Annotated in this window: 14 protein-coding genes; 9 read left to right on the top strand and 5 right to left on the bottom strand. The window is 59.5% G+C overall.

The genetic code is table 11. The annotated features are described in order from the left end of the window. Positions 1 to 382: 382 nt before the first annotated feature. Both AC1DH9_RS01895 and AC1DH9_RS01900 read right to left on the bottom strand, forming a co-directional pair. Positions 383 to 886, bottom strand: a complete 504-nt coding sequence (locus tag AC1DH9_RS01895) for a L,D-transpeptidase family protein (RefSeq protein ID WP_477807719.1) — start codon at positions 884 to 886, stop codon at positions 383 to 385. 39 nt (positions 887 to 925) lie between these two features. Beyond that, positions 926 to 1,477, bottom strand: a complete 552-nt coding sequence (locus tag AC1DH9_RS01900) for an NUDIX hydrolase (RefSeq protein WP_427534186.1) — start codon at positions 1,475 to 1,477, stop codon at positions 926 to 928. Positions 1,478 to 1,625: 148 nt separating this feature from the next. Here AC1DH9_RS01900 and AC1DH9_RS01905 point away from each other — a divergent pair, with 148 nt between their 5' ends. The 5 genes from AC1DH9_RS01905 (at position 1,626) to purT (ending at position 4,985) form a co-directional block, all read left to right on the top strand. Then, entirely contained in the window at positions 1,626 to 2,225 is a 600-nt protein-coding gene (locus AC1DH9_RS01905) for a CoA pyrophosphatase (protein WP_103319612.1), read from the top strand. Between the two features lie 68 nt (positions 2,226 to 2,293). Further along, positions 2,294 to 2,818 carry a gamma carbonic anhydrase family protein gene (locus tag AC1DH9_RS01910; protein WP_007936184.1) on the top strand — a complete coding sequence of 175 codons (525 nt, stop codon included), beginning with the start codon at positions 2,294 to 2,296 and terminating at the stop codon, positions 2,816 to 2,818. Continuing rightward, positions 2,815 to 3,030: a DUF1289 domain-containing protein gene (locus tag AC1DH9_RS01915; protein ID WP_427545933.1), complete on the top strand. Its 216-nt coding sequence runs from the start codon at positions 2,815 to 2,817 to the stop codon at positions 3,028 to 3,030. The genes AC1DH9_RS01910 and AC1DH9_RS01915 overlap by 4 nt, the downstream gene beginning before the upstream one ends. Positions 3,031 to 3,236: 206 nt before the next feature. After that, complete coding sequence (locus tag AC1DH9_RS01920) at positions 3,237 to 3,704, top strand: preQ0 transporter (protein ID WP_427545935.1); 468 nt, start codon at positions 3,237 to 3,239, stop codon at positions 3,702 to 3,704. A 99-nt stretch (positions 3,705 to 3,803) separates the two neighbouring features. Beyond that, positions 3,804 to 4,985 carry a formate-dependent phosphoribosylglycinamide formyltransferase gene (purT, locus tag AC1DH9_RS01925; protein ID WP_477807720.1) on the top strand — a complete coding sequence of 394 codons (1,182 nt, stop codon included), beginning with the start codon at positions 3,804 to 3,806 and terminating at the stop codon, positions 4,983 to 4,985. Between the two features lie 115 nt (positions 4,986 to 5,100). Here the strand turns inward: purT and AC1DH9_RS01930 are convergent, their stop codons facing one another. The 3 genes from AC1DH9_RS01930 to AC1DH9_RS01940 all read right to left on the bottom strand — a co-directional run bounded on the left by AC1DH9_RS01930 (position 5,101) and on the right by AC1DH9_RS01940 (position 8,388). Next, positions 5,101 to 6,417: an MFS transporter gene (locus AC1DH9_RS01930; RefSeq protein ID WP_427545937.1), complete on the bottom strand. Its 1,317-nt coding sequence runs from the start codon at positions 6,415 to 6,417 to the stop codon at positions 5,101 to 5,103. A 72-nt stretch (positions 6,418 to 6,489) separates the two neighbouring features. Beyond that, complete coding sequence (locus tag AC1DH9_RS01935; RefSeq protein ID WP_427545939.1) at positions 6,490 to 7,755, bottom strand: transporter associated domain-containing protein; 1,266 nt, start codon at positions 7,753 to 7,755, stop codon at positions 6,490 to 6,492. A 12-nt stretch (positions 7,756 to 7,767) separates the two neighbouring features. Next, a complete protein-coding gene (locus AC1DH9_RS01940) occupies positions 7,768 to 8,388 on the bottom strand; it encodes a cytochrome C assembly family protein (RefSeq protein WP_477807721.1) in 621 nt (206 codons plus the stop codon). 208 nt (positions 8,389 to 8,596) lie between these two features. Between AC1DH9_RS01940 and ffh the strand changes: the two genes are divergently transcribed. The 4 genes from ffh to trmD all read left to right on the top strand — a co-directional run bounded on the left by ffh (position 8,597) and on the right by trmD (position 11,774). Further along, on the top strand, positions 8,597 to 9,973 hold the full coding sequence (gene ffh, locus AC1DH9_RS01945) for a signal recognition particle protein (RefSeq protein WP_477807722.1): 1,377 nt from the start codon (positions 8,597 to 8,599) through the stop codon (positions 9,971 to 9,973). Between the two features lie 249 nt (positions 9,974 to 10,222). After that, complete coding sequence (gene rpsP / locus AC1DH9_RS01950) at positions 10,223 to 10,474, top strand: 30S ribosomal protein S16 (protein WP_003209587.1); 252 nt, start codon at positions 10,223 to 10,225, stop codon at positions 10,472 to 10,474. A 5-nt stretch (positions 10,475 to 10,479) separates the two neighbouring features. Beyond that, positions 10,480 to 11,019 carry a ribosome maturation factor RimM gene (rimM, locus tag AC1DH9_RS01955; RefSeq protein ID WP_054593851.1) on the top strand — a complete coding sequence of 180 codons (540 nt, stop codon included), beginning with the start codon at positions 10,480 to 10,482 and terminating at the stop codon, positions 11,017 to 11,019. 2 nt (positions 11,020 to 11,021) lie between these two features. Beyond that, a complete protein-coding gene (gene trmD, locus AC1DH9_RS01960) occupies positions 11,022 to 11,774 on the top strand; it encodes a tRNA (guanosine(37)-N1)-methyltransferase TrmD (RefSeq protein WP_019692017.1) in 753 nt (250 codons plus the stop codon). Positions 11,775 to 11,816 lie beyond the last annotated feature (42 nt).

Here is an 11,816-nt window from a genome sequence, read left to right on the forward strand (position 1 = left end):
CCCGGTCATGGCGCAAAACTAATACCACTTAAATACCATGTCAACGCCAGTGGTCCACTAGGGGCGAGCGAATAAGCGCTGCGCTGGAGGGCACGGCGGTATTGGGCTTCAAGTGGTATTGGAGGTGGCGGTGGTAGTGGATCAGATCACTGTCTGCGCCGGTGCTTCAGGAGGGAAGTGGTATTGCAGGTGGAGGCGTGGTTCGGGAGGAATATTTTTATTTTTTTTGATGACTCTGGAGCATTACCCCTGTGGGAGCGAGCCTGCTCGCGATAGCGGCGTAACAGTCAACATAGATGTTGGATGTAATACCGCTATCGTCGGAACGCCGCCCGGAGCAGGCTCGCTCCCACAGGTTTTGGTCCCCACGCCGCAGCTCAAATCAGGGGCGGATTTCGATCATCGTGCCGTCTTTGACCAGCCCCCAGACTTCGCGCATGTCGACGTTGCGCRTGCCGATGCAGCCGTCGGTCCAGTCCAGGGTGYGGAACAGCTCTTCAGGGTTTTCTTCAGTGTCCGGGGTGCCATGGATCATGATCATGCCACCGGGCTGCACACCTTCGCGGCGCGAACGAACGGAGTCGCTGATGTTCGGGTAGGAAATGTGCATGGCCAGGTTGAAGCGATCGCTGACCTTGCGCCAGTCCAGCCAATACAAACCTTCTGGCGTGCGCCGATCACCCTCCATCAGTTTTGGGCCCTTGGGGTTTTTGCCCAGCGAGATGCGATAGGTCCGCAGTGGCTTGCCATCATTGATCAGCTGCAACTGATGGGCAGATTTGAGCACCAACACTTTTTCGATGATTTTGCCGTCCAGGGTCTCCGTGGTGGCAGCGTGGGAAACCATGACAAACGACAGGCAGAAAGCGGCAAGCAACCAGCGCATTAAAACGATATCCCTGAGAGTACGGCGTACTTTTATAGTTTAAGTGATCGCAGGCTGAGCAAGCGGAGGAATGGACTCGGAACGCACAGGAAAATGTTCTATCCGACGGTCTGCATAGAAGCATTCTAGGGTACGGCCGACCGTGCGGAAAGCCAGCTCCGACCACGGGATGTCAGCTTCTTCGAAAAGCCTCACCTCCAGGCTTTCTTCGCCCGCGGCAAAGTCCAGGTCCACCAGCTCTGCGCGAAAGAAAACGTGCACCTGGCTGATGTGCGGCACATCGATCAGTGTATAGATGTTCAGGTTGCGCACCCGTGCACACGCTTCTTCGGCGGTTTCGCGAATGGCCGCCTGTTCGATGGTTTCACCGTTTTCCATGAAGCCGGCCGGCAAGGTCCAGTAACCGCGGCGCGGTTCGATGGCGCGCCGGCATAACAGCACCTGAGTGCCCCAGGTTGGCAGGCAACCAGCGACGATATTCGGGTTCTGATAATGGATGGTCTGGCACTGGTCGCAGACGTACCGCAGGCGCGAGTCGCCTTCGGGAATGCGTTGGGTGACCGGGTTACCGCACTGGCTGCAGAATTTCATGCTGGGCTTCCGAAAATGCTGCGCCTATCTTGGCGTGCGGCGGTATCTGTCGGCAAGTTGTCGTTTAGCGACATGCCATGGTTCAGGGGGTTGGGCGGTCGATGTGTTTGGTGCATGATGCAAGGTAGCTAACAAATCGAGAGCACTCATGCTGGATGAGCTACTGCATCGGGTAAGCAACCACACGCCGCGCACGCTGGAAACCGACCTGCGTTTTCCGGAGGCCGCGGTCCTGGTGCCTATCACCCGCAGTGATGAACCGGAGCTGGTTCTGACCCTGCGCGCCAGCGGGCTCTCGACCCATGGCGGTGAAGTGGCCTTTCCTGGCGGGCGACGCGATCCGGAAGACCCGGACCTTATTTTCACCGCGTTGCGTGAAGCCGAAGAAGAAATCGGCCTGCCACCCGGCCTGGTGGAAGTGATCGGTCCGTTGAGCCCGTTGATCTCCCTGCATGGGATCAAGGTCACGCCTTACGTCGGGGTGATTCCAGACTTCGTCGAGTACCGGGCCAACGATGCCGAAATTGCCGCGGTGTTCAGCGTACCGCTGGAGTTCTTCCGCAAGGACCCGCGTGAACACACGCACCGCATCGATTACCAGGGCCGCAGCTGGTATGTGCCGAGCTACCGTTTCGGCGAATACAAGATCTGGGGCCTGACGGCGATCATGATCGTCGAGCTGATCAACCTGCTCTATGACGCGCAGATCAGCCTGCATCAACCCCCGAAAAGCTTTATCAATATTTGAAACCATCGCGCGTATGGCGTGAACCCTGCGTTGTGCAAGTGAGCCTGCCTGGCCTTGAGGACAATAAGATGAAATACCGCCTGGGCGACGCCCGCGTCGAAACCCACCCGCAGAGCTGGGTCGCACCTAATGCCGTGCTGGTGGGCAAGGTCAAGCTGGAAGAGGGCGCCAACGTCTGGTTCAACGCGGTGTTGCGCGGCGACAACGAGCTGATCCTGATCGGCAAGAACAGCAACGTGCAGGATGGCACGGTGATGCACACCGACATGGGCTACCCGCTGACTATCGGCACTGGTGTGACTATCGGCCACAACGCCATGTTGCACGGCTGCACGGTGGGCGATTACAGCCTGATCGGCATCAACGCGGTGATCCTCAACGGCGCGAAAATCGGCAAGAACTGCATCATTGGCGCCAACTCGCTGATCGGCGAAGGCAAGGAAATCCCTGACGGTTCGCTGGTCATGGGCTCGCCGGGCAAGGTAGTACGTGAACTGACCGAGCCGCAGAAGAAAATGCTCGAAGCCAGCGCCGCCCACTATGTGCATAACTCGCAGCGCTATGCCCGCGATCTGGTCGAGCAGGAACAATGAACGACAGCGAAAGACCCGTACGCTCACCGTGCGTGAACATTTGCGCACTGGATGAGGACGATATCTGCACCGGCTGCCAACGCACGGTGGAGGAGATCACCCGCTGGAGCCGCATGGACAACGACGAACGCCGCAAGGTGCTGGGGTTGTGTCATGAACGGGCCAAATCGAGTGGGTTGCTTTGGATGATTGGGGCAAAACCGGGCAATTGAGCTGTACTTTGAAAGTGCTGCGCACTTTATCGCGAGCAGGCTCGCTCCCACACTTGATCGATGTTGCCGCATTGTTGTGATCGACACTGAATTAATGTGGGAGCGAGCCTGCTCGCGAAGAGGCCATCACGGGCAATACCTCACTTGGCCCAACCCCATCCCCTAACGTACCCTGTGCACAAAATTGACAGGTATCTCCGCGCGCCATGTTCTTCCTGATCGCTTACATCAGCAGTGTCGTGCTGATCAACTACGCCTTTTCCACTGCCCCGCACCTGGACATCATCTGGTCGGCCTGGGGTGGCCTGGTATTTGTGCTGCGCGACATGGTGCAAACCCGTTTCGGTCACGGCGCGCTGGCAGCGATGCTGGCGGCGCTGGTTCTGTCCTACCTCACCTCCGATCCCTCCATCGCCCTGGCCAGCGCCATTGCCTTCGCCGTTTCGGAGTGCATTGACTGGCTGGTGTTCAGCATCACCAAGCGTCCGTTGCACGACCGTCTGTGGATAAGTTCGGCGCTGAGCATTCCGCTGGATACCTTCATTTTCTTCGGCATGATCGATGCCCTGACGCCGGGTGTGATCCTCACCGCCCTGGGCTCGAAATTCGCCGGTGTGACCATCGTCTGGCTGGCCATGGCCTGGCGTTTGCGCAAGAACGCGCTGGCAAGCTGAGCCAAACCCTCAGGTTCATGTAAAATGCCGCGCTTTCTCCCTAAGGGATGCGCGCCTGGCGCCGCATCCCTCGATGATCCGCTCCTTTGAGGACCTGAGATGACCCGTATCGGAACTCCATTGTCGCCAACTGCGACCCGCGTATTGATGTGTGGCTGTGGTGAGTTGGGCAAGGAAGTGGTGATCGAGCTGCAACGCCTGGGCGTTGAAGTGATTGCCGTGGATCGTTACGCCAACGCGCCGGCGATGCAGGTGGCGCATCGCAGCCACGTGATCAACATGCTCGACGGCGYGGCCTTGCGTGCCGTGATCGAAGCCGAGAAACCGCACTTCATCGTGCCGGAAATCGAAGCCATCGCCACCGCCACGCTGGTCGAGCTGGAAGCCGAAGGCTTCACCGTGATCCCGACCGCTCGCGCCGCGCAATTGACCATGAACCGTGAAGGCATCCGTCGTCTGGCCGCTGAAGAGCTGGACCTGCCGACCTCGCCGTACCACTTCGCCGATACCTTCGAAGATTACCGCAAGGCGGTCGACGACCTGGGCTTCCCATGCGTGGTCAAGCCGGTCATGAGTTCCTCGGGCAAAGGCCAGAGCCTGCTGCGCAGCGTCGATGACGTGCAGAAAGCCTGGGATTACGCGCAGGAAGGTGGTCGTGCCGGTAAAGGTCGGGTGATCATCGAAGGCTTCATCGACTTCGACTACGAAATCACCTTGCTCACCGTTCGCCACATCGGCGGCACCACATTCTGTGCACCGGTCGGCCATCGTCAGGAGAAGGGCGACTATCAGGAGTCCTGGCAGCCGCAAGCGATGAGCCCGATTGCGCTGGCGGAATCCGAGCGCGTGGCCAAAGCCGTGACCGAAGCCCTGGGTGGCCGTGGTCTGTTTGGTGTTGAGTTGTTCATCAAGGGAGATCAGGTGTGGTTCAGCGAAGTCTCGCCGCGCCCGCACGACACCGGTCTGGTGACCCTGATTTCTCAGGACCTGTCGCAGTTCGCCTTGCATGCACGGGCGATTCTCGGCCTGCCGATCCCGTTGATCCGTCAGTTCGGCCCGTCGGCGTCGGCAGTGATTCTGGTGGAAGGGCAGTCGACCCAGACCGCTTTCGCCAACCTGGGTGCCGCCCTGGCCGAGCCGGATACGGCACTGCGCCTGTTTGGCAAGCCGGAAGTCAACGGCCAGCGCCGGATGGGCGTTGCCCTGGCTCGTGACGAGTCGATCGAGGCCGCCCGGGCCAAAGCGACCCGCGCTTCCCAAGCTGTCGTTGTAGAGCTGTAAACCGAGGCGCGTCTATCGCGAGCAGGCTCGCTCCCACAGGATTTTCGGTTGGGCACAGATTGTGTGTAGACCCGAAATCTAATGTGGGAGCGAGCCTGCTCGCGATGCTCTTGCTTTAAGAGACCTGATTCAGGTCGTTATGCCGCGTCTCTTTCAGGCACAGCACCGCGATCAGGCTGATCACCGCTGCCACTGACACATACCCGCCAACCCAACTCAATCCACCCATCGCCACCAGCTTCTGCGCGAAGAACGGTGCCGCCGAAGCGCCAACAATGCCGCCCAGGTTGTAGGCCGCCGACGCGCCGGTATAACGCACGCGGGTGGGGAACAGCTCTGGCAGCAACGCGCCCATCGGGGCGAACGTCACGCCCATCAAGAACAGCTCGATGCACAGGAACAGTGCCACACCCCAGGTCGTACCGTGGGTCAGCAGCGGTTCCATGGTGAAGCCCGAGAGAATCGCCAGCACGCCACCGATGATCAGCACCGGTTTGCGCCCGAAACGGTCACTGGCCCACGCCGACAGCGGTGTGGCTGCGGCCATGAACAGCACGGCGAAGCACAGCAGGCCGAGGAAGGTTTCGCGGCTGTAACCCAGGGTCGAAACACCGTAACTCAGGGAAAACACCGTCGAGATGTAAAACAGCGCGTAGCAGACGACCATCGCCGCTGCACCCAACAGCATCGGTGCCCAGTATTGGCTGAACAGCTCGACCAGCGGGATCTTCACCCGTTCCTGACGTGCCATCGCGTTGGCGAAGACCGGCGTTTCATGCAGTTTCAGGCGCACATACAGGCCGACCATCACCAGCACGGCGCTGAGCAGGAACGGAATCCGCCAGCCCCAGGAGCGAAATTGCTCGTCGTTCAGGGTCATCGCCAGGGTCAGGAACAATCCGTTAGCCGCGAGAAAACCGATAGAAGGGCCGAGTTGCGGGAACATGCCGAACCAGGCGCGTTTGCCCTTTGGTGCGTTTTCGGTGGCGAGCAATGCTGCACCGCCCCATTCACCGCCCAGTCCAAGGCCCTGGCCGAAGCGCAACACACAAAGCAGGATCGGTGCCCAGGCGCCAATGCTCTCGTAACCCGGCAGCACGCCGATCAGCGTGGTGCAGACGCCCATCAGCAGCAAGGACGCGACCAGGGTGGATTTGCGCCCGATACGATCGCCAAAGTGGCCGAACAGCGCCGAGCCCAAGGGGCGGGCCAGGAACGCGATACCGAAGGTCAGGAAGGCCGAGAGCATCTGGGCGGTGCCGGAGGTCTGCGGAAAGAACACCGGGCCGATCACCAGCGCGGCGGCGGTGGCATAGACGTAGAAGTCGTAGAACTCGATGGCGGTGCCAATAAAACTGGCCGTTGCGACTCGCGTAGTGGAGTTCGTCGGTTGGGCAGGCACAGCGTCGCTGTAAGTGGTGCTGGTAGTCATGCGGTAATCCCTGACAGTCATGTGCTCCTGTGGAGCGAATTATTATGGTTGAAACACCCAGGGATGTGGGTTCTACAGCGGTTTTGCCATCGAGCGCAGGCTTGTGGCCTCGCCAGCGGCTACGTGCCAGATCAATACCCGGCTGACGCGGTTGTCTTCGGTTTCGAGGATTTCCAGGCGATAACGCCCGATTTTCAGGCACACCGCGCTGTCTGGAATGGTTTCCAGTGCCTCGGTGACCAGCCCGTTGAGGGTTTTCGGGCCGTCGCTCGGCAGGTGCCAGCCGAGGCTCTTGTTCAGTTCGCGAATCGAGGCTGCACCCTCGATCACCAACCGGCCGTCGGCCTGCGGGTGAATGTGCGGGTTGTCGAGGCTGTGCTGGCTTTCGAATTCGCCGACGATTTCTTCGAGAATGTCTTCCAGGGTGACGATGCCTTCTACTTCACCGTATTCGTCGACCACCATGCCCAGGCGGCGCTGCTGCTTGTGAAAATTCAGCAATTGCAGTTGCAGCGGGGTGCTTTCCGGGACGAAGTAAGGTTCGTGGCACGCCGCCAGCAAGGCGTCTTTGGTCAGACTGGCGTCGGGCAGCAAATGGCGGATCTGTCGGGTATTGAGTACCGCTTCGACCTGGTTGATATCGCTGTGAAACACCGGCAGGCGCGTGCGTTTGTTGGCGCGCAGCTGTTCGATGATTTCCTCGATCGAGTCGTCCAGATTGATCCCGTCGACTTCGCTGCGCGGCACCAGGATGTCGTTGACGGTGATGTTATCCAGCGCATGAATGCCCGACAGCGCGTGTGGTCGGCAGGTCGGGTGTTCGTGGTCGGTGTCGTTGTTCTGCAGGGCAGGTGGCTCGTCTTCGCTTTGCTGGACGACCTTGACCTTGCGTGCGAACGGCTTGAGCAGTAATTGGCTGATGCCGCCGAGCAGCCAGGCGGCCGGGTAAATTATTTTCAGCGGCACGCCGAGCAGGGTGTTGCCCAGCGCCAGAATGGCGTCCGGATAACGGCTGGCGAGGGTGCGTGGCAGGTATTCGGCAAATACCAGTAGCGCAGCAGTGGCACTCAGGCAGGCGAGCCATGGACCTTTTTCAGCCCAGCCGAAAATCGCCAGCAGCGTGCTGATGACCACCACCAGTGCGCGGCACAGGGTATTGCAGAGGATCAGGCTGTTGAGCGGGAAGTTGAGTTTTGCCACCGGCTTGTCGCCGGAGCGCGAGGCGGTCCGCTGGGTCAATAGATGCTGCTGTGCGGCTTCGATGGCGGTGAACAGCCCTGACCATAAGATCAGCAGGGCCAGCACGGCGAGCAGCGGCCCTATGGGCAGGTTATCCATAGCGAATACCCGTCAGATGTGCAGGATGAATTCGCGGACCAGCTTGCTGCCAAAATAGGCCAGCATCAGCAGGCAGAAACCGGCGAGGGTCCAGCGAATGGCCTTGTGGCCGCGCCAGCCAAGACGATTGCGGCCCCACAGCAACACACTGAACTTGAGCTGGTGGTCCTGGACCAACAGCAGCAAAGCCTGGAACACCGCGATGGTGAACATGCCATAGGCGAGGATCGACAGCAGGATATGCGCAAGAATCCCAGGTTCTTCGTCGATCACCTGCACGGTGCCCGAGGGTGCGAACTGCGCCAGCAGCACCGTGGTCATCCCCAGCGGGAACAGCAACACCAGCAGGTTTTCGACCGGGATCCGTGAGCAGGCCAGCAGCGTCAGCGCGATGACGGCTGCGGCGATCAGGCTGGCGGCACTGAAAAAGTCCAGGCCCAGGCCAGTCGGCGTCATCAGGTGGGTGAGGAGGCTCGCGCTGTGGGCCAGCACGGCAAGGATGCCGAGCGAGACCAGCAGGCGTTTGTTCGCCTTGGCGCCTTGGGCCAGACGAGTGCCTTGATAGAGAGTCGCAGCGGCGTACAAGCAAGCGGCGGCGAGGGTGCTGAGCAAACTGGGTGACAAAGGGAGCATAAATCCTGTTAGGCAAGCCCGAAAGAGGCTGAGTTTGGCATACAACCGACATGACACGAAAGACCACTCAACCAGACGGCGGGTGTGCGCCAGACGCAGTCTTCGCTATAATCCGCGACCTGCCCACGCCGCAGGCTCGCCGAGCACATGTTTTTCACGGTCTGGGCCGCCATTACCTCGGTCTCCATAGGGCCTGAAAGGATCGCGCATGTTTGAAAACTTAACCGACCGTCTCTCGCAGACGCTGCGCCATGTCACTGGCAAGGCCAAGCTGACCGAGGACAATATCAAAGACACCCTGCGCGAAGTGCGCATGGCGTTGCTCGAAGCCGACGTCGCCTTGCCGGTGGTCAAAGACTTCGTCAACTCGGTGAAGGAGCGTGCTGTCGGCACCGAGGTGTCGCGCAGCCTGACGCCGGGCCAGGCCTTCGTGAAGATTGTCCAGGCCGAACTCGAAAGCCTGATGGGCGCAGCCAACGAAGACTTGAACCTGAGCGCCGTGCCGCCTGCCGTCATTTTGATGGCTGGTTTGCAAGGTGCCGGTAAAACCACCACCGCTGGCAAGCTGGCGCGCTTCCTCAAAGAGCGCAAGAAGAAGTCGGTCATGGTGGTGTCGGCGGACGTTTACCGCCCGGCCGCGATCAAGCAGCTGGAAACCCTGGCCAACGACATCGGTGTGACGTTCTTCCCGTCCGACCTGAGCCAGAAGCCGGTCGACATCGCCGAAGCGGCCATTAAAGAAGCGAGACTGAAATTCATCGACGTGGTCATCGTCGATACTGCCGGTCGCCTGCACATCGACGAAGAGATGATGGGCGAGATCAAGGCCCTGYACGCCGCGATCAAACCGGTCGAAACGCTGTTCGTGGTCGACGCCATGACCGGCCAGGACGCCGCCATCACGGCCAAGGCCTTTGGCGACGCGCTGCCGCTGACCGGTGTGATCCTGACCAAGGTTGACGGTGACGCCCGTGGCGGTGCCGCGCTGTCGGTACGTGCGATCACTGGCAAGCCGATCAAGTTCATCGGTATGGGCGAGAAGACCGAAGCCCTCGAACCGTTCCACCCGGAGCGGATCGCTTCGCGCATCCTCGGCATGGGCGACGTACTCAGCCTGATCGAGCAGGCCGAACAGACCCTCGACAAGGAAAAGGCCGACAAGCTGGCCAAGAAGCTGAAAAAGGGCAAAGGCTTCGACCTCGAAGACTTCCGCGATCAGCTGCAACAGATGAAGAACATGGGCGGCCTCGGCGGGCTCATGGACAAACTGCCGAACATCGGCGGGGTCAATCTGGCGCAAATGGGCAATGCCCAGGGTGCGGCAGAGAAGCAATTCAAGCAGATGGAAGCCATCATCAACTCCATGACCCCGGCCGAGCGCCGCGACCCTGAGCTGATCAGCGGTTCGCGCAAGCGTCGGATCGCCATGGGTTCCGGCACCCAGGTGCAGGACATCGGGCGCTTGATCAAGCAGCACAAGCAGATGCAGAAGATGATGAAGAAGTTCTCCGCCAAAGGCGGAATGGCCAAAATGATGCGCGGCATGGGCGGTATGTTGCCCGGCGGCGGCATGCCCAAGATGTAAAAAATTCGCGTCGGCATTCATGTCGGCGCGGCCCCACACGGACGTGGGACCCACAGCAAGCCCGCATTGGCGGGAGCTGACTCGCCGTTGTTCGCAACGGCTCTATAGCAAATCTGGATGGCACACTGACAGGTGCCGGAAAAAGACATTTGCAAAAGTCCGGATATTCCTTAGAATATGCGGCCTTTCGGGCACCTATGCCCGCTGTGCATTTAGATTTGCAGCACCGACTACAGGAACTATGTTCACATGCTAACAATCCGTCTTGCCCTTGGCGGCTCCAAAAAGCGCCCGTTCTACCACTTGACCGTGACCGACAGCCGCAACCCACGCGACGGTTCGCACAAAGAACAAGTTGGTTTCTTCAACCCGATCGCTCGTGGTCAAGAAGTCCGCCTGTCCGTGAACCAAGAGCGCGTAGCCTACTGGCTGAGCGTTGGTGCACAACCTTCTGAGCGCGTTGCTCAGTTGCTGAAGGACGCTTCTAAGGCTGCGGCCTGAGCGATATGAACGCGACGCCAGCAATCGCTGATGATTTGATCGTTATCGGCAAGATTTATTCTATTCATGGCGTTCGCGGCGAAGTGAAGGTCTTTTCCTTTACTGATCCGATTGGAAACCTGTTGGACTACAAAACCTGGACGCTCAAGCGCGAAGGCGATGTACGGCAGGTAGAGCTGGTCAGCGGCCGCGTACAAGGCGGCAAGTTTCTGGTCACAAAGCTCAAAGGTCTCGATGACCGCGAAGAAGCTCGTCTTCTGGCCGGTTTTGAAATCTGCGTGCCGCGTAACCTGTTTCCTGATCTGACCGACGGCGAGTACTACTGGTACCAGCTGGAAGGTCTGAAGGTCATCGACCACCTCGGGCAATTGCTCGGGAAGATCGATCACCTGCTGGAGACTGGCTCGAACGATGTCATGGTGGTCAAGCCTTGCGCTGGCAGCCTGGATGATCGCGAACGCCTGTTGCCCTATACGGAGCAATGCGTGTTGGCCGTCGACCTCGCAGCGGGCGAGATGAAGGTGGATTGGGACGCGGACTTCTAAGCGTGGCTAACTTGCGCGTCGAAGTGATCAGTTTGTTTCCCGAGATGTTTTCCGCCATCAGCGACTACGGCATCACCAGTCGTGCGGTGAAACAGGGGCTCTTGCAGCTGACCTGTTGGAATCCGCGAGACTACACAACGGATCGACATCACACTGTGGACGATCGCCCATTTGGCGGTGGTCCGGGCATGGTGATGAAGATCAAGCCCCTGGAAGATGCTCTGGTTCAGGCCAAGGCAGCAGCCGGGGAGGCGGCGAAGGTGATTTACCTGTCGCCCCAAGGCCGTCAACTGACTCAGTCGGCGGTACGCGAGTTGGCGAATGAGGAAGCATTAATCCTGATTGCCGGCCGCTATGAAGGCATTGACGAGCGTTTTATTGACGCTCATGTCGATGAAGAGTGGTCGATTGGCGACTATGTACTGTCTGGCGGCGAGCTGCCGGCGATGGTCCTGATCGATGCGGTTACACGACTGCTGCCTGGAGCTTTAGGGCATGCGGACTCCGCCGAGGAAGATTCCTTTACGGATGGTCTGCTGGATTGCCCGCACTACACCCGACCTGAGGTGTATGCGGATCAGCGTGTTCCCGACGTGTTGCTGAGTGGCAATCACGCGCATATCCGGCGTTGGCGTTTACAGCAGTCCCTTGGTAGGACCTTTGAACGACGCGCCGATCTTCTGGAAAGCCGCTCGCTTTCTGGAGAAGAGAAGAAGCTGCTCGAGGAATACATCCGCGAGCGGGACGATAGTTAACAACGTATCGATGGTAGATCCGACGATTTACCTTAGGAGCAC

The organism is Pseudomonas sp. 05T35, assembly GCF_056396605.1.